9 protein-coding genes and 2 pseudogenes are annotated in these 20894 nt (G+C 66.3%); 5 read left to right on the top strand and 6 right to left on the bottom strand.

Translation table 11 applies throughout. The features are described from left to right. Nucleotides 1-244 precede the first annotated feature (244 nt). The 5 genes from ACIBA9_RS27685 to ACIBA9_RS27665 all read left to right on the top strand — a co-directional run bounded on the left by ACIBA9_RS27685 (nucleotide 245) and on the right by ACIBA9_RS27665 (nucleotide 9242). Nucleotides 245-3025 carry a helix-turn-helix transcriptional regulator gene (locus ACIBA9_RS27685; RefSeq protein ID WP_399367099.1) on the top strand — a complete coding sequence of 927 codons (2781 nt, stop codon included), beginning with the start codon at nucleotides 245-247 and terminating at the stop codon, nucleotides 3023-3025. Between the two features lie 61 nt (nucleotides 3026-3086). After that, nucleotides 3087-4085, top strand: coding sequence for an alpha/beta hydrolase (locus ACIBA9_RS27680; RefSeq protein ID WP_399367097.1), 999 nt, complete (start codon nucleotides 3087-3089; stop codon nucleotides 4083-4085). A gap of 580 nt (nucleotides 4086-4665) precedes the next feature. Then, nucleotides 4666-5535, top strand: coding sequence for a tyrosine-type recombinase/integrase (locus tag ACIBA9_RS27675; RefSeq protein WP_399367095.1), 870 nt, complete (start codon nucleotides 4666-4668; stop codon nucleotides 5533-5535). Nucleotides 5536-6285: 750 nt separating this feature from the next. Continuing rightward, nucleotides 6286-6741, top strand: coding sequence for a hypothetical protein (locus ACIBA9_RS27670; RefSeq protein ID WP_251098568.1), 456 nt, complete (start codon nucleotides 6286-6288; stop codon nucleotides 6739-6741). A 116-nt stretch (nucleotides 6742-6857) separates the two neighbouring features. Next, entirely contained in the window at nucleotides 6858-9242 is a 2385-nt protein-coding gene (locus ACIBA9_RS27665; RefSeq protein ID WP_399367092.1) for a hypothetical protein, read from the top strand. A gap of 142 nt (nucleotides 9243-9384) precedes the next feature. Here ACIBA9_RS27665 and ACIBA9_RS27660 read toward each other — a convergent pair whose 3' ends face one another. The 6 genes and pseudogenes from ACIBA9_RS27660 to ACIBA9_RS27635 all read right to left on the bottom strand — a co-directional run bounded on the left by ACIBA9_RS27660 (nucleotide 9385) and on the right by ACIBA9_RS27635 (nucleotide 20760). Then, nucleotides 9385-10155, bottom strand: coding sequence for a transposase family protein (locus ACIBA9_RS27660; protein ID WP_399367090.1), 771 nt, complete (start codon nucleotides 10153-10155; stop codon nucleotides 9385-9387). Nucleotides 10156-10195: 40 nt separating this feature from the next. Next, nucleotides 10196-11104 (bottom strand): DUF6615 family protein, encoded by a 909-nt coding sequence (locus ACIBA9_RS27655; RefSeq protein ID WP_143204063.1) that lies wholly within the window; start codon nucleotides 11102-11104, stop codon nucleotides 10196-10198. 264 nt (nucleotides 11105-11368) lie between these two features. Further along, nucleotides 11369-11572 (bottom strand): annotated as a pseudogene (locus ACIBA9_RS27650) (transposase); the annotation flags it as partial. A 603-nt stretch (nucleotides 11573-12175) separates the two neighbouring features. Beyond that, nucleotides 12176-18175: a hypothetical protein gene (locus tag ACIBA9_RS27645; protein WP_399367088.1), complete on the bottom strand. Its 6000-nt coding sequence runs from the start codon at nucleotides 18173-18175 to the stop codon at nucleotides 12176-12178. Further along, entirely contained in the window at nucleotides 18172-19863 is a 1692-nt protein-coding gene (locus ACIBA9_RS27640; protein WP_399367086.1) for a hypothetical protein, read from the bottom strand. The genes ACIBA9_RS27645 and ACIBA9_RS27640 overlap by 4 nt, the downstream gene beginning before the upstream one ends. Nucleotides 19864-19943: 80 nt before the next feature. Next, nucleotides 19944-20760, bottom strand: a pseudogene (locus tag ACIBA9_RS27635) (IS5 family transposase). Between the last annotated feature and the right edge of the window lie 134 nt (nucleotides 20761-20894).

Here is a 20894-nt window from a genome sequence, read left to right as displayed (position 1 = left end):
GCCTGATGAGTTCGGCCTGCCTGCCTATCTGCCCCATGACGATCTCGGCAGAAAGGGCCGCCATTCATGGACCCAATGAGGCATTAGTATGCTTCATCTTCTGGTATGGGGCCGGGAGCGCAGGGCATTTCGGACGCTGCCGGACGAGGGATCCACACCATGAACGAGCTGATCGGGCCTACCTGCGGGCCCGTTCCCCGACTGCTGTCGACTGGGGCACGCCGTGGGCACTAGGCAGAGCACCATGAGCCGGGAGCCCGTAGGTGGGCTCGCGGGCCGGGAATCGGAGGTCGGCCGGATCCTGGACGCGATCGAGCAGGGGCGCGGTACCCCGCGGGCCCTGCTCGTCACGGGCGAGGCGGGGAGCGGCAAGACGTCGTTGCTGGAGGTCGCTGCCGAGCATGCGCGGGTGACCGGAGCGCATGTACTGCGGGCTCAAGGTTTCGACGGCGAGTCGGAGCAGTCGTTCGCAGCCCTCCACCAGTTGCTGCTTCCCCTCATTCCGGGCGCGGCCGATCTCCCGGGCCACCTGAGGGAGGTTCTGGAGACCGCGTTCGGCCTCGCCCCGATCACCAGACCCGCAGAGCCGATGCTGCTGCGCGTCGCCGTCCTCACGCTGCTGGTCGAGGCCTCGCGCCGTCGACCTGTCGTGATGCTCGGCGATGACGTCCAGCTCTTCGACCGGGACTCCCTCGACGTTTTGGGGTTCGTGCTCCGCCGTTTCGCGGCCGAGCCGGTGACGGTGCTCCTCGCAGCCAGGGGACTGACGCCTCCGGACCCCGCTGTCGCACACCTGCCCGTCCTCTCACTGGGACCGCTGACGGTCCAAGCGGCAGCCCGCCTTCTGGACGCCCAGCCCGATTCCCCCACCGGCAGGGCCCGGAGTGAGGTTCTCGAGCAGGCTGACGGCAATCCTCTGGCCATCATCGAACTGTGCCGTTCTGTGCGATCGGGCAGCCCTCTCGGCCAGGCAGACGGCGCACTGCCCCAGACCCAGCGGATCCAGGAGATGTTCGCCGCCCAGTTGCGCGCGCTGCCGGCCATCACCCAACGGATGGTGCTCTACGCGGCGGCCTCCTCGGACCAGGAGGACCTGCAGACCATCATGTCCGCAGCGGGGGTGGACGCCGACCTGTCGGTATGGGAGCCCGCGGAGGACGCCGGGCTGATCACGATCGCGGGCCGCCAGGTGGGCTTCCGGCACCCGCTCGTGCGCGCGGGCGCCTACCAGGGCGCCCCGGCGCACCTGCGGCAGCGAGCGCACGTCGACCTCGCAGCCATGCATCAGGACGATCCGGCGCGCCAGGCCTGGCACCTGGCCGCGGCCTGCATCGGCCAGGACGAATCCGTTGCGGCGACGCTGGAGGACACCGCCGAACTCGTCGAACAGCGGGGTGGGTTCTACGCGGCCGCACGGGCGCTCGAACGATCCGCCGAGTGCAGTCCCGCCCTGGAGGATCGGGCACGCCGATACGCCAAGGCACTGAGAGCCGCCAACAACGCGGGCGACACCTTCTGGGTACGCGAGCTCCATGCCAAGGTCACCACACTGACCGAGGACCGCGACCTGCTCGGCGTCGCGGCGAACGGGGCCGGTCTGGCTCTTTCCATGTCCGGCCATCAGCGGGAAGCCTTCCAGCTCCTGATGGGCGCCCTGGAACCAGACCTGCCGCAGGACGCCAGGACGACGCTCGCGGTAACCGCCGTGATCGGAGCGGTCGCTTTCCAGTCAGGCCTGTCCGAGGTCAGGCGCCCTCTGGTTCCCCTCCTCGACGCCATCGAGACCAGCGCCGTCAGTACGCCCTTTTCCGAGCTGGTCGCGGACGAAGCCGTCAACGCTCTGCGGGCTGTCATCCTCTGCGAAGCGGATCCGGTCAGGCACGCCCCTGCCCTGCTGAGCCGAACCCGGCGGCCGAGCTTGCTGGAGCCGCTGACGGGCATTGCAGAAATGATCCGACTGCAGACGCTGGGCGCGGTCGCCTGGTGGGCCGACGAGTCCGAGCTGTGCGTGGACACTTTCCGGCGGGCGTTCGCCATGCTCCGTTCGTACGGAGCCATCGGAACGGGCGCGATCGCCCTGTCGGCCATGTGCTCCGCCCTGATCGACGTCGGCCGGTGGGCAGAGGCCGACGAGCTGCTGGACGAGGCGGCAACCCTGGCGGCCGTCCAGAAGATGAAGCACATCGAAGTCGACATCGAAGCCCTCCGAGTGACCCTCCAAGCCCTGCGAGGCAGTTCCACCGACGCCGGGATCGTGACGGATCCCGCCTGGACGGCGGTCAACCTGGTGGAGAACACCGCCACCCACGCACGGCTGCTGCGCGCGGCAGGCACCGTCGCGGCGGCAGCGGGCGACTACGACGGGGCCCTGCGCCACTTCCGGCGGCTGTTTCGCCAGGACGGCACCCCCCTGCACTACTTCCTCTCTCACGGGTCCATCGCCGACCTCGCCGCCGTCGCCCAGCGGACCGGACAGCAGGCGGAGATCGAGCCCGTCGTCGCGGCGGTACGCAAGGCGCTGGGACCGCATACGACCACCCGAATGACGTTGCTCCTACACCACGCCACCGCGCTCGTCGGCGACCCCACGCAGGCTGAGCACCACTTCCGCCTGGCCCTGGTCAACCCGGCCGGCGACCAGTGGCCGCTCGCCCGTGCGCAGGCCCGGCTGCACTACGCCCAGTGGCTGCGCCGGCGTCGGCGCCCGCTGGACGCCCGCCCGATCCTGACCTCGGCCATGGAAGCGTTCTCCCGGCTCGGTGCCTCCGCCCTGGCCGACGAGGCGCGCGCCGAGCTTCGGGCGAGCGGCGTCGCCGCTCCGTCCGACCGGCCCGATCCGCTGTCGGAACTGACCGCCCAGCAGCAGCAGATCGTACGTCTGGCGGCGCAGGGCCTGGGCAACAAGGAGATCGGGGAGAAGCTCCAGCTGTCCCCCCGCACGATCGGCTCACATCTCTACCAGGTGTATCCGAAGCTCGGCGTCAGCAGCCGCCATCAACTCCGCGACGTCCTCGGTGTCCTGTGACCGAAGGCAAGCCGACCGGCGGATGACGTTCCGATCGCTATGAGGAATGGAGGTGAGGCGCGTGGAGTACGAGCCCGTCACCGACGGAGCCGGTCCACCCGAGCGCCCGGCCGTGGTCCTCGACCCCGTCGTCCAAAAGCTGGTCGACGCCTCGGCGGACCCTCCGTACCTGCATCAGCTCGGCCCGCTCGACGGCCGGGAAGCACTCCTGGAAGCCCAGGGGCACCTGTTGGACGACTTCGCGGTGGACGCCGAGTTCTGGGCCGCGCCCGTCGGCCCCTCCGGACTGGTCGGCTTCTGGACCTTCCGCCCCGCAGCGCGGAGCGGCCCCCTGCCCTGGGTCCTCTACGTACACGGGGGCAGGTGGATGCTCGGTGACGCGCAGACCCACGCGCGGATGATCTGCGAACTCGTGACCGCCAGTGGCGCCGTGTTCGTGGTTCCCGAGTACACGCGCACTCCCGAGGCCCGGTACCCGGTAGCACTCGAAGAGCTGTACGCCGTACTGACCTGGCTGACCGAGACCGCCCCGGACTTCGCACTGGACGGTCGAAGGCTGGCGGTGGCCGGCGACTGCGCGGGTGCCACCATGGCCACAGCGCTCACCCTCATGGCCAAGCAACGCGGCGGCCCTCGCCTGCGCGCGCAAGTGCTCTACTACCCGACGACCGCCCCGCACTGTGACACCGCCTCGCGGAAACACTTCGGGTCCGGCTACCTCCTCACCACCAAGGCCCTGGACTGGTACTGGCAGCAGTACACGGACGACGATCGAGAACTAGCCGAAGCCACGGCCTCCCCGCTGCGGGCGACAACCACCGAGCTCGCGGGGTTGCCCCCCGCACTGGTCGTCACGGCTGAGGCCGACGTCGTCCGGGACGAGGCGGAACAGTACGCGCGCCGGCTACAGCAAGCAGGAGTGGCTGTGACCGCCGTCCGCTACCTCGGAACAGTCCACGACTTCGCGTCGCTCAACGCTCTTCGCGACAGTCCGCCCACCAAGGCCGCCGTCCGCCAAGGCGGCGCCTTCCTCAAAGCCGCTCTCACCGCTGGGCGGTGAGAGCGCGGAGCGGAACCGCCCCAGCACCCAGGCCCCCGAACCTTCAGCGCGCCGTCTCCTACGCATTGCCGCGGACCCCGGTCCGCGTCATGGTGCCTGTCGGGTCACCCAGAGGTCATTCGGTGACGCAGAGCATCGAACGCGGCCGCTGATCGCGGGTGTCGCCCTGGGACGCTTGGAGGTCAACGGGCGTTCCAGGCACCCCGCTTGAGGCTCCGGCAGACCCAGAGCTTCTTGGGGCTACGGCCAGGCTGCCCGGGACCTGATCACGGCCGCGTTGGCGACGACCTGACAGTGCGAGGTCACGTACAGGTGAGGTTCTCGTGGTCCCACTGCTCCAGCAGCGCCTCCGCGGGGAGGGCGCTGTCGTCGGGAGCCAGGAGCTGAACCGGCATGTCGTGGGAGGCACATGCAAGCAGATTGTCGACTGCCTCACCCCGGGCGGGAGTTTGGTCCGTGACTGGTTCGGGAGGGTCTCGGGCGCGTGCGCAATCTCAGCCTCGGAGAGTCGACGGGCAGGAAGCCTCCGGGCAATGCAGGTGATGCCGACGGCAAATCGGAGTGCCGGTGAGCAGATCCAGTGCCCACGCTGAGCCTCAAGCTCGACGGCAAGCCTGCTGCTGCCAAGACCACGCGCCGGAAGAGGTCGGCATTCAGCGAAGTCCTCAACATGGCCGTGGAGAATGGTTACTTCGTCGACAACCCTCTTGCGGGGATCAGGTGGAACCCTCCGTCGGTCGAGGATGAGGTCGACCCGGCATCCGTCCCCAATCCCCTCCAGGTTGCTCGCCTGCTGTCGGCGGTGGGACAGCAGCGGGGCCGTGGCCCCCATCTCGAGGCGTTCTTCGGCTGCATGTACTTCGCGGCCATGCGGCCGGCTGAGGTCATCCACCTCCGTCTCGAACAGTGCCACCTGCCCGAGACCGGCTGGGGCCTGCTCAACCTGACAGGCGGCGTTGTCACCGCGGGCAAAGACTGGTCGGACGACGGCGAGGTCTACGAAGTCCACTCGCTCAAGCGTTGTGCCGCGACGGCTACCCGACCTGTGCCCATTCCGCCGCAGTTCGTTCGCATCCTGCTTGACCACATCGAGCGCTTCGGCGTCGCCCCGGACGGGCGGCTATTCCAGAACCTGGCAGGCAACTACGTGGAAGCGGCGGCGTACGGCATCACGTGGTCGAGAGCGCGGGAGTACGTCCTGACCCGCACGGAGCTCGGCGCCGGCCTGGCGAAGCGGCCGTACGACCTTCGGCATGCTGGGATCTCGTTCTGGCTCCACTCGGGTGTCGACCCTGCCGAATGTGCGCGGCGGGCCGGTCACAGCATCCATGTCCTGTTCAAGTACTACACCAAGTTCCTGGACGGTGTGCAGGAGCAGGCCAACCGTCTCATCGAGCAGTCCATGGAGGAATGGGACCGCGTGAGTCAGGGCGGCCCACCCACCCGGTGAGCGCGGTTTGGTCCGTGACTGGTCCGGAACAGCCGGTCTGGAGTGGGATACGGGTGGGAGGAACTGGGAGGAACGGCAAAAATCAATGTCCGCGTCGAGCGGGCCGAGCCGACGGCGCCTGACGGGCAAAAGCCCAGGTCAGGCGCCGTTTTTCGTGCTCCTAGAAGAAGCCGAGCTTTTTCGGCGAGTACGAGACGAGGAGATTCTTCGTCTGCTGGTGGTACAGCAGTTGCACCCAACTTGACCAGGGGAAACAGCAGTTGGTGCGGCTCGCTGGAGGGGTCTGGTCCGGAAATGGTCCGGATCTTGGTCCGTCTCGGCTTGCGCAAGGTGTTGCTGCTGGGCGGGGCCTCCTCGGACCGGCGCTGTGATCGGCAGTGCGACGAGCTGGATTCCGCCGGGGACCTCCCCCGTTTGCCGAGCACGGGTCGGCGGGTTCAGATGTCCAGGCGGCGGCGCCGGGTCGGCCGTTGAGGAAGTCGGTCGCCTTTCGGCCTTCGGCGGTCAATGAGTCGCAGCGGAAACGTTCGGACGCCACGGCGGCGGAAGCAGGAGCGGCGACCAGGAGCAGGGCGGCGCTCACCCCGGCGGACGATGCAGCACGCCGCCTTGCAGCGGATCTCCTGCCCCCTCGTGCTTGCTGCTGACGCTGGTAGCGCCTGGTGACCACGTGATTCCGATGAATCTTTGACCAACACTTGAGTTCAGGCGCTAATGTGCCGACATCACCATAGAAGCAGGGGAACTCACGTGAATCTTGACCCGTCACAGCTCTTCGACGACTCGGTCACCTGGCTCCTCCAGGCCCTCAAGGCCGGCACGGGCGAGGGCATCAAGGCTGCTGTAGCGCGGTGGTTCTCCCGGGGGGACGATGATGCCGAGCAAACCGTCCTCAGCCGCCTGGACCGCACGGCTGACGTGCTTGGCGCTGCTCCCGAAGGTCCGGAAGGCGAGGGCGTACTCAATAGTCAGCATGAGCGTTGGGTCGGCCGGTTCGAGGATGCCTACAGTGACTGGGACGGCGACCAACAAGCAGTTGCTCTCGAGGAGTTGAGGTCTCTCCTTGAGGAGCACGCACGGGCCGTTGGCGCGCAGTCGGGCGACGGTGGAGTCTCAGTGGCCGGAAACATGAGTATCAAGGCCGAAGGCGGTTCCATCGCTGCAGCCATCATCAACGGCGGAGCAAGCATCGGCTCCCCTTCCTAGCCGACTTCGGCACAGAGCTGAACGAAGCCACGGCCACCTCCAGCCAGGCGCCAGTATTTCCGGACCTGGCTCAGCTCCCCTCTGATGCGCGTTTGATCTTTGCGCAGGATCGTTCTATGGCGGCCGAGAAGGTCGTCATCTACAACTTCCCTCCCTCCCACACGTCGGCGCCTCCGCTGCCAGCTGTCAGCAAGTCCTTCGCGTCCTGGGAAGTGGGTGAACTCAGTGTCAAACCATCCGTCGGGGAGGGGCTACCCCCGTACGTCGAGCGGGCCCACGACCTCGAGTTGCGTCAGTGCCTGAGAAAGATCAGGAACGGCTCCTCCTCAGTCGTTGTGATCGAGGGAAACTCCTGTGCCGGGAAAACACGCGCAGCCTACGAAGGCGCCGGTACAGAGCTGCACGACTGGGCGCTGCTCTATCCTCACTCAGCTGACGGCCTCAGGCAGGCGGCAGCAAAGGGGCTGGTCAGGCCACGAACCATCATTTGGCTCGACGACGCCCACAGCACTGTCCTTGCCGATCGGGACGGCGAGGACGCCGCCGCTCTGCTCCTGACGCTCAAAGATGCCGTGAGCCACTTGGCGATCGTGGTCACCATCTGGCCCGGCCACTACGAAATGCTCACCGGCGCCGCCCCTGCCTCCCAGGGGCAGGACCGCCTTGCTCGGCGCCGGACGCTTCTTCAAGCCAGCCACCGCGTCACCGTCCCCGACACCTTCACCGACCGCGAGCTCGATGACTTCCAACGCCGGGTCACCGACCCGCAGTGGGTGCAGGCGGTAGACAGCGCCCGTGGTACCAAGGAGTTGACCCAGACGCTGGCCGCCGCCGTAGAACTCATGCACCGCTACCGCCGCAGCGACCACCCCGGCAAAGCCCTGGTGACCGCAGCAGCTGACCTCCGCCGACTCGGAGTGCGCGAACCCATTCCATTGCGCACCCTCACCGCAGCAGCACCCGGCTACCTGACCTCGCACGCACGCATGAAACTCGTCGGCGACTGGGCAGCAACCGCACTCGCCTGGGCACGAGAACCCTGCCATGGCGTGTGCCCTGCGCTGCCACCCGTCCTGCACCCCGACGGCATCGGACCGGACCCGGATCGATGCGACCTCAATGACTATCTGGAGCAGCACATTGCCGAGGAGCGTGCCTTCACCGCCCCTCCTTCCCCCTTCTGGCAGGCCGCGCTGACGGCAGATCTCGGCGGTCTCTCCTATGCGAAGTTGGGCACCGCAGCCTTCTCCAGCGCCCGGTTCAAGATCGCTCGTGATCTTTACATCAAGGCACTCGAGCGTCACCACACACCGGCGTTCAGTGACCTCTGCGTCCTCTATAGCGAAACGGGAATGATCCACACACGGCGCGGAATCGACGAGCTCCTTGCGCTGTGCGAACCGATTGAGGACGGCGGCGAAAGTGCCTTTCATCTGGGCACCGACATCAGTTATGTCGCGACGGGGCAGGTGGACGCCGAGTACCGAGAGAGGAGTGTCGAACTCGCGACGGCGCTGCTCGAGCGCGCTGCTGAGGCAGGCCACGCGCTTGCTAGGACCGCCCTCGTCATGATGTACGAGGATCTCGGCCAGCTGGATGAGGCGGCCGCGGTGGCGCGGGTAGCGGATGCTTCAGAAGCCCAGCAGGAGCATCCAGCGGCACTCTTGCATGAGGCGGCGGAGGGCGACGCGGACGCGCTGCACGAACTGAAGAGGCTCGCGCACACCGGCGGACCCCGCTGGCATGCCCTCGTGGCCAGGGCCTTCGACGTGCCCTCACGTCTGTGCGCGTGGCCTTCCAAGCTGAGCAAGCAAGGGGAGCGGGACCTGGCCCGGCAACTCCTGGATGCCGGCGTCGCCGCGAAGTTCGCTGCCGCTCTGGGCATGTTGCTCGACTTCCTGGACCGCCCGGAGGATCAGCAGGAGGCAGCGGCCCTCAAACGTTCGGCAGCAGAAACCGATTCACACTTCTTGTTCCAGCTGTTCATGGAACTGTGGCCCGAGCGCCGACGCGAGGCACTCGCACTGCTCAGCAGAGCACGCCGTCAGCGCCGGCACGGGGCCGTGCGGACCGTCGTCCGGCATCTACACAAGATCCCCAGTGCACGCCACGCCGCTGAAGACATCGCCCACATTCTGGCCATGAGAGACCGGCAACACTGGGCACAGTACGAACTGGCCTTGTGGATGTACGAGCGACTCGAAACAACTGAGGAGGGACTGCCCCCGCTGGAGAGCATTCCCGACGAGGTGTTCGCGCTCATGGAAGCTGCAGCGGCTCATCACCAAGACGCACGCCGCTTGTGGGGACAGCTCCTGAGTCGCATGGGGAGGGAGTACGAAGCCCGCGAGGCCCTGTTCGCCGCTGTCGACAGCGGCGACTACACCATCGTCACTCACGGCGAACTCGGTGAGCACCTGTTCCCGGACCAGCCGAACAAGGCCGAGCAGTTGAAGATGTACGGTCTCACCGCTGAGGGAGAACCACACGACGTCTGGTAGTCCAACGATCAGGAGCTACGGCCATCCACTCCTCGGCCAGTTGCCCGCGATCGAGTCCGCTCATCCATCGCAGAGCCCGACTAAAGGGTGTTGCACAGGGCCGTGTTCGGGCAGGTCAGGGCTCGCGAACACGGTCTTCTGGTCATGATGCGAGGGCGAGGTTGTGCATCTGGGCGACGGCTTGGACGGCGTGGTGGAGGCCGTCGCCGTACTGCCGGCAGTCACGGAGGATCTTGGAGTTGTTCATTCGGCCGATCACGTGCTCCACCCGGGCACGGACGGCGCGGTGCGCGGCGTTGTCGGCCTCCTCGCCCGGCAGCTGGGCCCGTCGGGGGCGCTTGCGGTGAGGGGTGACCATCCCGCAGTTCAGGTAGGCGCCGTCGCCGAGCAGGGTGACACCTTCGCAGTGCTCGGCCAGGCCGGACGCGCGCCAGGCGTGCGCGTCCGCGGTGGTGCCCGGCACGGGCCGGGCGGCGGCGATCACAAGGCGGGTGTCGGCATCCACGATGACCTGCACGTTCGCCGATAACCGGTAGTTGCGTGAGCACGTGCCGACGTGCCGGTCGCGGACCGGCAGGAGCGTGCCGTCCACGATCCACAGCCGGTCCGCCGCGTCGTTCGGCCGGGAATCGGGCTCCAATGCCAGCAGCGGTCCCAGCCGTTGGATCACCCGGCACACGATCGAGGAGGAGATCCCGAACAGTGGCGCCAGCTGCCGCATGGTCAGGCTCGTGCGGTAGTACACGGCCACGATCAGCACTCGTTCGGCCCGCGTCAGGCTCCACGGCCAGCCCCGCAGGGTGCCGTTGCCGCCCCGGTCCCGGACCGCCTTGAGCAGCCGGCCGAACTGTTCCACCCGCAACCCCGTGAACGTCTCCACCCACACCCGTTCAGACCTCAACACCCCAGCCATACACCGGAGATGCCCAGATCACGGTCTTGTGCAACACCCTTTAGGTCCGCTTGCGCGGCCACTTCTGCTCGACGATCACAGTCTGGGGTGCGGCGGGCACCTCGTCCTCGGAAGCCGGGACGAAGAGACCTGGAGTTCTGCTGCGCATGACTTCGACGTAGGTCGGAAGCTCGAAGGTCCGCTGCTCACGCTCGATCGGAATCTCCCCGAGGTGCAACGAGGCGTCTCGGGCGCCACGGACGCCCCCGCGCCGGGTCAACACTTCGAGCGTGCCGTGCACGCGGTCCACCCAGTCGCCGCGGTCTAGCGTTCGCGGCCATCGCTCCTCTACATCCTTGGTATAGGGCGGGAAGCCAAGGGCGTACGACCAAGGGACGGCTGCAGAGAGGTATTTCTGAATGCGGAATCTCTCCGCGACGGACTTACCCATGTCGCCGTCGCTGAGCCTCTTCACCTCCGCAGCTGAGATGATGGCGCAGCCGTAGTGACGCGGTTCTACGTGCCCGCATTCCTTGTACGACTTCCGGTTCGGGCAGGCGTTCCACTCGGCGGGCGGCGCCCAGTGGGTGCCCTCTTCGAAGGTGCCTTCGGGCCAGCCGTTGTAGAAGACATGAAACCCGTAGCGGGCCTGGTCAGGGTCACAGCCGTTGATCAACGTGTCGTACTGGAAGGTGCCTTCCTCTGCACCGTGGTGGGAGAGCATCTGGTAGCGGTAGTCCTCGTAGACGCGCTTGGCCTGGATGCGCAGACAGATCCAGCCCACCTCATCACTGCCGAGCCACCACTCCCAGTCGGCACCAGATCGGGTCTCCTGTTGCTGCGTGTACTGGTAGGTCAGCAGTCCGGATACCTCGGTCTGCAATGTGAGGAGCAGTTCCTGCGTGGAGGTCGTCTCGTCGTACTTCAGCCCCATGCGACGTGCATGCTCGATCTTCTTCCAGTTGCTCATCGCGGCAGTGTCCATTGCCAGGCACAAATCCCGGAACCTTTCTATCGCCATGACGGAACTCTTCCACGGACGAGCCTGCGGTGAGGGGCATTGTTCGAGCTGTGCGCCGCAGGCCGGGGAGGGTAAATCGGTGAGGGCGATGCAAGACGGCGCGGCTCTCCGGGTACCGCGCCTTGACGAACAACAGCTCTCGGGGCGCGACCGGGCACGAGCGAGACTCTGGGCGGGCACCACGTTGAGCAAGGATGGCCAGCACAATTACGCCCAGTCCGGCAGCCGGCGCCAGCACGTCAGCCCAGAGCCGAAGCCGAGCTCCTGTGGGAGGTGTTCCCACTAGATGTCGGTGTGCAGGACGTACAGGATCCGGCACAGCACCTGGCGGTCCGGGACCGGAAGACGGCCGGGGTAATGAAAGCGGCGTTCCTTCTTCGACAGCAGCGGCTCGATCCGGTCCCAGAGGTCGCCCAGTACGCTCCACGGTGAAGCCTGGCTCCTATGGCGTCCCGGAGACGGCGACGTGGGCCGGGCAGGATCCGCGGTCGCTCAAGGTGCTCCGTTCAGTCTCTATTCCTCCTTGCCCGGCCCGGACGCCAGCCCCTCGGCCCAACAACACGCCCGAGCCCTACGCACCCCCTTAGTCCGTCCCGCCGACGCTCGGGGCTCTGGCGCAGGGCCGGGGCCCGGGCACGCTGGTTCAGCAGCGGAGCCTATGCGGGACGCCGCACCCGCTGTGTCCTGGACCAAGCGCATGTCCCACAGACCGTCGGTATTCGTGGCTGAGCCCGGACAGCTTCCCGTACCAGCACGGAAGCGGTCAGGTGCCGTCGAGGCCGGCGACAGCGACGATGATGACGGAGAAGCTGACGTCGCTGACTGCTCGGTCCTCCCTGTGTAGAGGGAGGGGCGGGAGATAGGGGGTGACACTATCGAAGAGCGGGTGCCGCGTCGTCTCCGCCGCCGGAAGGCGGAGACGACACCGTGGCGGCCGACTGGAGGAGGCGCCGTGTTTGGGGTATGGACGTGGCGCAGTTTCAACGGGCCCAGGGTCCGGCGAGGGCGCATCGTCTCGGATCAATGTGGCCCGTGGTGACGCCATGCGGCAGCGAGGATCGGCTCTACCGCGAGGCCTTGTGCATCGGCATTCACGAGGACGTTCATCCGGCGCAGCGTGGTCAGTAGGAAGTGGATGTTGGGATAGTCGGGGTGGAGTAGTTCGTGGAGGTCGTCGAGAGGGAGCGGGGCATCGAATTCTGCGACCAACTGGTGCATCAAAGGGTGAAGTGCGACGACCTCGGTCAGACCGGTTGCTTCCAGCAGGCGGACACCTTCACTGGCTTTGATCTCGTCTTTGAGTTGTGCGAGAGCCTTCCGCGGTGTGTATCCCTTGACGGCCAGTGTCAGGAGGTGGTTGAGGACAATCGGCCATCCGCCGGTGGCCTCCAGGAGCGCAGCTCGTTGCGTCGGTTCGTAGTAGGGCGTCATTGGGTCCTCGCTGGAGGTCCAGCTACGGAGCCCGTCTGCGGTGGTGAGCTGGAGGAGGACGATGTTTTCCTCGTCCGCGTTGGTCAACTCACGCAGATGGTCCATCTGGGAGGGGTCCAGGAGTGCCACCACGCAGCGGCTCACTCCCTCCGGGGGCTGGAGTGTCAGCGCCTGGTCCAGCGACTGGCGCAAGGCACTGGGGCCGAAGCCTCGGGTGTCGCTGACGATGATCCGGTGCTGGCGGCCGGGCCGGCCCGCCTGCAGTTCCTTGCGGTAGTCCTTCGGTGAGCTGGGGATGATCAGGGGCGCGATGCTCGTGACGCGTTCCTGTTGGCCAGTAAGCGCTGCTTCGACATCTTCGAGCCCTGCGGCTCTGGTGCCGATCACGATTCTGAGGCCGTTGCGGCGCCTGGTCAGATCTGCGATCTGCGCCTCGGTCAACGGGCTGATGAGTCCGCCCGGGAGCGGCCTGCGTGAGTGTGCCGCAGACAGAGCGGTGACGGCTTCGCCCTCCTGGGAGGACAGCTCTTCCTCGATGCTGGCGGGGCTGCCCAGAAGCCTCAGTACGTTGCTTGAGCGTAGACGCCATCCGGAATCGTCTGCGGCGAGGACGCCCAGTCCGGCCATTTCCTCGAGTAGCGCGCGGTATTCGTCGGGCGGAGTGACGGAGAGGGTCTTTGGCCACCATTCGGCGCACTCGGTGCGCAGTTCGCGGCCTGCGATGGGCTGGTCCACTCCGTGGCGGTATGCGTGCAATGCCAGGGCGAGTGCGATGAGTTTGTACCGCGGGTCGAGGTGGAGAGTGAGGCGGACGGTGTCCCGGATGCTTTTGACGAGTGAGGTGGACCCGATGACTCGTTCCAGGGTCTCCTCGTCGATCGTCCAGGGTGGTCCCTCTGCGAGGGTTCGTCGGCTGTGTGTCTCAAGTACCAGTGCGAGCCCGATGTGCTGGATGATCTTCGGGTGGTAGTTCGCGTAGGCGAGGGCGCGGTGAATCAGGGTGTCGCTCTCGAAGCGGATGCCGAGTACTTGCATGGGATCGTGGAGGAGCCGGTAGGCGGCTCCCGGGCTGAGTGGGCCGATCACCAGGGGCTCTCCGAAGTGAGCGCCGGCCAGCGGTTGGTTGGGAAGTGAGGCGAAGCGCTGAACCTGATGAAGGCCGGCGAATACCGGTTTGAACCTTCGCCCGCTGGAACTCATGAGGTTGCGTAGGGCGGTGGTGTGTACGAAATTTTCGCGAGCGTCCCCGTCGAAGAATTCGTCGCATTCGTCGAAGAGGATGAGTAGTTTGCGTGCCTTGTCGTGCTGGAGCCAGCGATCGACATCTTCCTCGACCTGATGCATGGTGCTGGCTCTGTGGGCGCGCCGTTCGGCGATGCCGGATTGATGCAGGCTGCGCGCGAGCAGGTCCCAGATGTCTCCCGGGGTCAGGCCCATTCCCGAGGGCAGGGGGATGTAAAGACTGACGTGATGTCGTGTTCTTCTGTAGCGTGCGGCTGCCGCCTTCAACAGTGCGGACTTTCCGAGCCGCCTGCCGCCGTACAGGATGCTCGAACCTTGGGAGTCCAGGACGGCCGACAGTTCATCGCTGCGGCCGTAGAACATCTCGGCGGGCAGCGTGTCGCTCGCTTCCGGGAAGTAGGGAGTGACTGCGCTGAAGGGCGCAAGGACGCGTTCGGTGGTGGCGAACAGGCCGGTGCCGCGGGCGGCCAGGAATGCCAGGGCGGACGCGTCGAGCACGAGGACTGGTTTGTCCCGTCGAGACACGCATTCGCGGGCGAGGGCCTGCCGCTGTGCGACCCCCAGCGACCCGGTTACCACTACGAGCACGGGGAGCTGGCTGACGTCCTGTTCGATCCAACCCAACAGAGTGCGGGCGTCAGATACGGATCTGGTGGTCATTACCCGCAGTCGGCCGTCCGAGCCGGAGCCGAACTGTGGGAGGCGGCAGGGTCCGACCAGCTTCACGTCGGTGATGTCGAACCAGCGCCGGGTAGCTGGCCCCGTGAGCCCCGCGTCTGTCTCGTCGATGTATTCGATGCCTGCCAGGCGCATAGTGAGTTTCAGGTGGTGTTTGCGGGTGCGGAAGGTGTTCCACTGGGTGTGCAGTTGCTGCAGGGCGGTCAGGGCGTCAGCGGTCTGGGATCGCTGAGCGGGTGTCAGGGCCGAGAAGTCCAGTCCGCGGTGGGTCCCTCCGTTGCCGGCCTCCCGGATGAGTTCGGGCGTGATGCCGGACTCCAGCGCGTCACAGACCGTGGGAAAGAAGGCGTCGAAGTCTGTGGCGGGCTCGACGGTCGGCGGCTCGTTCCTCTCACGCACTGCCAAGAGGAACTCCTCAGCGGTCGCCAGGTCTCCTTGGGAGATCAACGCGCGGATCTTGTCTGCCATGGATGCTGAGGCGTCGGAGTTGTTGAGCAACTGGGTGGCCTTGGCCTGGAACTTGGAGCGCTCCTCGTCTCTCTGGATGTCGAGCTGTCCGAGGATTTCTGTGCACTCGCGTCGTACGGTTCCCAGGTTGTCTCCGCCGATGTTCCGTTTGACTGCTTCCAGGCGTGCCGAAACTCGAGAGCGCCCTGGTTCTTCCAACTGGCCAAGGCGAGCTGCTGTCTCCGCGCGGTGTCTGACAGTGAGGCTCAGAGCCTCCACCTCGCGTCGGCTGACGGCACGCAGGCGGTGGTGTTCTCCTCGGAGTTTGCTCACGACTTCGCTGCGGCCGCCCTGCAATTCGAACATTTCCAGAGATGTACGGGCGGTGGCGTAGTTCTCGGCGGAGGCATGGTCGCGTGCTGCCGTTTCCCATGAGGTGACGCGTGCTTTGGACACATCGTCCGATGTGACGGCGCGCAGCGGGGTGAGCTCAGCGTCGAACTCGAGGTCGGTGCATCGCAGCAGGTCGACGTTGAGTGCGATGTTCGGCGCGCTCTCGGGGCCGGCGAGCTGCCCCGTGCTCAGGAGGGCAATGCTCCCGCGTACGGACGCGAGCGCCAGGTGCGCGGCGGTTGGCAGCAGAGTATCGGGAGGGGACTCCGGGGTGTCTCCCAACGCGCGGATCTCCGTCGCGAGATCAGTGGCCAGCGGAGCCAGACGGGCGGCCAGGTGACTGAAGATGGGCGGGGGTGCTACAGGCGCCGAGTTTTGGACGGAGGTGAGCCACTCGTTCACGATCTCCAGTGATTCCTGCGCGTAGTGCAGGATCCGCCGTCGTGCTGCGCCTTGGAGCCGTGAAGACGACTTCCCCTTCAAAGCGGTGTCGGTCTTGGAGAGTAGTTTCCCCAGTGCTTCCGGCTTGCGCAGGGCGAGGAGTTGGGAGCGGACCGTGTCGAGTCGAGTTCGGTCGTCTTCAGCCGCAGCATGCAAGAGCGAGCCGATGGACCCGTCCTCGGCCCACCATGCACGGACGATTTCGTTGGCTCGTGGGAAGTGCAGTGTGCGGGGCTCCGCGAGGCTTCCGCGAGCCAAAGCACTCACCGATGTCACATCGACGTTCGGATCATTCTCGTGCCCGGGACGGCTCATCTCTTGCCCGAACGTCTGTGCGGTCAGTTGACCTCGGGCGCAGACTTCAGCGACCGTCGTGAGCATGGAGTGGAGCGTCGGCATGCCTTGAAAGTAGTCGGCGATGAAACGCAGGGCTTCGCCTACTCCCGGATCTCCGCAGACCAGGCAGACACGCAGGAAGGCCGCGGCACGCAGCAAGAGATCAGCCGAGCCGAGGCCCTTGTCTGGTTCGGTGAGGCGAGTCGCCGACTCGTTGAGGAAGGTGCCCGTGCAGGCCCCGGTCGCACTGCGCATGGTCTCGGCCAAGACGAACAGCCGGAGAGTTGAGGCGAGTTCGCCGAAGCCGTTCGCCTGCGCTGCGTGATATGCCAGGGCGATCTCGTGCTGGCCTAGGCACTCCAGTATGATGCTCGGGGTAGAGCTTTCATCTTTCGAGGCCGGCGCGGGAGTGGAGGGTTGCTGCTGAGGGATGGCCGGAGGCGCTTGCGGAGGGGCTTCGAAGGCCGTGGCTTGAGCGGCATCCGAGACTCTTACGGTGTGGGACCGGTCCGGCTCCTTTTCTTGTGAAAGCGAGTCCTGAGCGTCGACTGTTGCGGGCATACCACGGGTGGCTCCGTCGTTCTCCAGGGTGGTGGAACCTTCCGGGGTGGGAACCTCGTGGAGGTCGCTCACCAACGGTTCGATAGCAGCAGGGTCGGCTGTGCCGGTAGCGTTGCCCAGTCCAAGAGGATCGTCCGCTTCCGGTGAATCGCGCGATACGCCACGGGTCGCGGGAAGCACAGGATCAACTGATTCGTGCTCGGCCAGCGTGATCGAGGCAGCGGGTGCCCGTGGTGCGGGAAGGGTCCGGTCCATGTCTGCGTCGGCCGGGAATGAGGCCTTGCCGCGGACTACTAGCAGCACGACCGCGCGCAGTTCCTCGGGCAGAGCCCCACGCAACCGTTCGTCCAGGCGTTCCACCCCTAGATCGTCGTCGCGATGGACGGCGTCGGAGAGAGCAACGACGTCTGTAAGCAGCCTGGCGAGGTTGATGTCTTCCTCGGACCAGGTTGCTTGCCCAGCGAGCCTGTCTGCCTGGGCTCGAAGGCTGTCGATCGCCGCATGAGGCTGGGATGTCACCACATGCAGCACACGGGCAAGCCCAGACGATAGTTCTTCCCTCTCCCTAAGCTCGTCTCCGCGGTGGCGAAGAGCCGTCATAAGGCTGTCGAGTCGAACTGAGACTTCAAACGAAGATCCGTTAGCAGGATCGATCGCTGTCAGAGCCGATACCAGCGCTCCTGCCATCGCGTGGAGTGCCTGGACGGGCTCCCAAGCGTCCGAGTCTGGTAGGACGCGCCGGCCAAGAGACTCCCAGGCTTGTCGCGCGGAGCCGGTTGCCTGCTCCAACAGGGCTTCCAGCCGTTCGGCGGCGTCGTCGCATTGGCGCGCGCTGTCCAGAACGATCCCGAGCCATCCTGCTCCAGGCGTCGCCCGGTCTGTCGCCGCCTCGGCTGGGGAAAGCCCATCGACCGCATACAGCGCACCCCACTCTGTGGCAAGCCGGGCACATGAGCGTGCGAGCGTCTCCACCTCCTTTGCGGGCCAGGACGGCAATGCCCGATTCTGCAAGGTCCAGGCGAGCACGTGAGTCTGGCTGGGATCCGCGTCCCAGAAGGCGATCGCCGCGAGGAGCAGTTCGTCGCGCGGGGCCTGCTCGAGGCTCTCCTCCAGGGCGCCGCTGCGGCGACCCTCCAGCCATTCGGCTCGCGCCTGGGCGAGGCTCTCAAAGAGGGGGCTGCCAAGTGTTTCGGCATCCTGCAGCCGCTGCGCAGGAGGACGACTTGCATGTAGCTGCGTCAATGCGTGTGAGCAGACGGTGGGTGTGAGTCGACCCATGGCCGGTACGTGCAGTCGCTGCAGTAGGCGGGTCCGCCGAGTCTTGCCCATTCTGTTGAGCAGGTCACTCAGGCGGGACTGATCGAGTAGGGCGAGAACATCACCGAGGGGATCGCCCAGCCGTTCGAGCCCATCTTTGACCGCTTCGGTCAGTTGCAGAGGCGGGGCGATCGCCTTGGTACGCGGTTTGGCCGTCATCTTGACCTTGCTCATCCGTTTCCCGAGTTGCCTTCCAGATCCTGCGGTACATGTCGGTGCCACGGCTTCCCAGGCCCTGACCCCTTCAGATGCCCGTGCACGAAGGTTGTGCCGGGCGGGAGTGCGGTATCGGCATCGACACCCTCCACCTCTACACGCCACCGGGCGTAGTCGAGCTGCGCCTTGAGCGAAGGCCGTTGTTCAGGTGGCAGCCGACGTCGCTGAGGACGAATCCAACGACGGCTGAGCGGCGGACCCGAACCACTGTCACGCCATTCCGCCGCGGCTCGGGCTTCCTTCGCTTCAGGTGTGGACGGCCACCACGTGAACACGTCCGGCCCGCGCGAAAGACCCGCGGTCTGGGTCAGCAATCCGAGTACTGCCATGTCTTCGCAGGTGTGGATGATGGTCCACAGCAGAGCCGCAGAACGAACGTCCGGCCCGAAAAGGGCCGCCGTGAGACGCTGGCCGTCGAGCTGGCGGCTGTCTGCAAGTCCCCGATCGCCGTCTCGCTTGAGGGCCTCAACGATGAGGTGCTCCAACGCAGCTACGGCCGGTCGCCATGATCCCCTGGCCACCGAGGGCGCCCATGGCTGCCAACTCTGCCGAGTCCCCTGCGGGGTGTCCAACCCGGTGCCGAGGCAGAAGAGTGCCTCGTCGAATTCCCAGCTCACGGTCCCGAAGCCGGCGACGTCCACGGGATTCGCCAGCCGAAGACTCGTGGCAACCAGCCGCCTTCCGGCGCGCGCCGCCGCGACGGTCAGGTGAAGCCCTGGTGGTACTGCGATCGGCCAACTGACGACACGGACCGTGTCTTGGTGCCGGTGTACATGCTGCTCCGCCTCGTCGTTCGCATGCGGGGAGCCGTCGTGGTGGAGTTGCAGGATCAGATCGCCGGGTGGCAGCAGATCCAGTACGGCGTGGGTGAGTCGTAGCCTGCCGCCCGTCAAATCAGCCTTGCTCACTGCGACTGACAGGACGATGAGCTCGTCATCGATGTGCACGACGGTGACCTGGCTCGCACCGCCTTCCGCCTCACTCGACCGGGCCGATGGGGCTGGAGGCGCTGGGTCACCCACGCGTGAGCCGCGGCTCTCCATGAACCCGATTCCGGCCGGGGTGAGGGGGTCGAGTTCTCGGAGGACGTCATCCACTGGCAGTCGTTGTGCCCTCCAGATGCCTGCATGTTGCCAAAGGTCATCAACGCGGAGATCAATGCCGTCGGGCAGCTGGCGGCTTGTCGTCACGTCCGCAAGAGCCAGGTTGGCGTCAATCGCCAAGGCCGCGCCGGCGACGCCGGTGAGGCCATCGCCGTGCTCGCCTTCTCGGACAAGGGCGTCCAGGAGCGGCCACAGAGATGAGTAGCGGGCGCGATTGCCGGGGGCGGGCCGGCAGACAGCCCTCCATACCTCCTGGAACGTTACCGAGGTGCTGAAGGAGGCTGCTTCGGCAGCCGGTCTGGCGTACAGGCCCCACGTGCGCAGGCCGGGGGCGGTGGCCATGATCTGCGCCAAGCATTCGACGGCCGTCCGGATCAACCGCGCGACATCTGCGTCGCTGAATTCCGTTGAGTCGGACGTGAGCCAGTGAGGCAGGGGCCCGAGATCGAGGAGAGCTCGGGCGGGACCGGTGAGATAGGCGGCGAACGAGCCGATCTGGTCCCGCGCGGAGATATCGCCCCAGGAGGAAGGGACGGCCCCCAAGAGCTGTCCGTTCTCCAGGCCGCCACCGGGCCTGAGCCATCGCCCTCGCTCAATTGACTCGCTGGCACTTAGACGATGTCCTACATGGTCAGTTTGAGGAGTCGCTTGTAGCAGCAGAGGGTGGCTGCGAGTCCGAGGAAGGCCAGGTAGTTGCGGGGGTGACGCTCGTAGCGGTGGTTGAGACGTCGGTAGCCGGTCAGCCACGACATCGTGCGCTCGATCACCTAGCGGCGGCGGCCGAGTCGCTCGCTGGAGTCGATGCCTTTGCGTGCGATGCGGACGCCGATGTGCTTGCCCCATAGCCATCGCCGCAGGTGAGGGATGTCGTATGCCTTGTCGGCGTGAAGACGCCCGGGCTTGGAATCGGTCGCATGGGATTCGTGTCCCATGTGGAAGTGGGACAGCATCGGCTTCAGGGCGAGGCTGTCGTGGGTGTTGGCCGCGGAGAGTCCGACGCGTAGGGGCAGTCCGTTCGCATCCGACAGGATGTGCATCTTGGAACCGGGCTTGCCCCGGTCCACGGGGCTCGGACCTGCAAGTTCGCCCCCTTTTTTTAGCGCGGACATGGGCCGAGTCGAGGACCGGTCGCGACAGGTCGATCAGGTCTTGGCCGTGCAGCAGCTGGAGCACCTTCTGGTGCAGCTGCCCCCACACGCCAGCCCGGGACCAGATGAGGAACCGGCGATGCACGGTCGACTTCGACGCCCCGAAGCACGGGGGCAGGGCCCGCCAGGCGCAGCCACTGACCAGCACGTAGATGATCGCAGCGAAGACCGCCTCATCATCGATGTTCGCGACCCCACCACCCTGCGGACGCACCCGCGCCGGCGGCAGTAGCGGCCTCGCGATCTCCCAATGGCCATCCGGAACAATCCATCCCCACCGCCCACTCCCCATGTCCAGCACAACTATCAACTGACCATGTAGGACACGGTGTTAGACCGTGTCCTATGTGGTGATCGCTCGTTGGGCTGTGCATGGGGCGGGGTACGTGGAGTTGGATTGTTCCGGACGGGCTGTGGGAGATCGCG

This window comes from Streptomyces sp. NPDC051452 (assembly GCF_044454765.1).
Lineage (GTDB): Bacteria > Actinomycetota > Actinomycetes > Streptomycetales > Streptomycetaceae > Streptomyces.
This window is presented reverse-complemented; position numbering and strand designations above follow the sequence as displayed.

Coding starts and splice junctions, on each gene's coding strand:
- ACIBA9_RS27655 (WP_143204063.1), bottom strand. CDS start 11,104: ATGAGCAACTGGAAGAAGATCGAGCATGCACGTCGCATGGGGCTGAAG.
- ACIBA9_RS27665 (WP_399367092.1), top strand. CDS start 6,858: ATGGCGGCCGAGAAGGTCGTCATCTACAACTTCCCTCCCTCCCACACG.
- ACIBA9_RS27685 (WP_399367099.1), top strand. CDS start 245: ATGAGCCGGGAGCCCGTAGGTGGGCTCGCGGGCCGGGAATCGGAGGTC.
- ACIBA9_RS27660 (WP_399367090.1), bottom strand. CDS start 10,155: ATGGCTGGGGTGTTGAGGTCTGAACGGGTGTGGGTGGAGACGTTCACG.
- ACIBA9_RS27645 (WP_399367088.1), bottom strand. CDS start 18,175: ATGAGCAAGGTCAAGATGACGGCCAAACCGCGTACCAAGGCGATCGCC.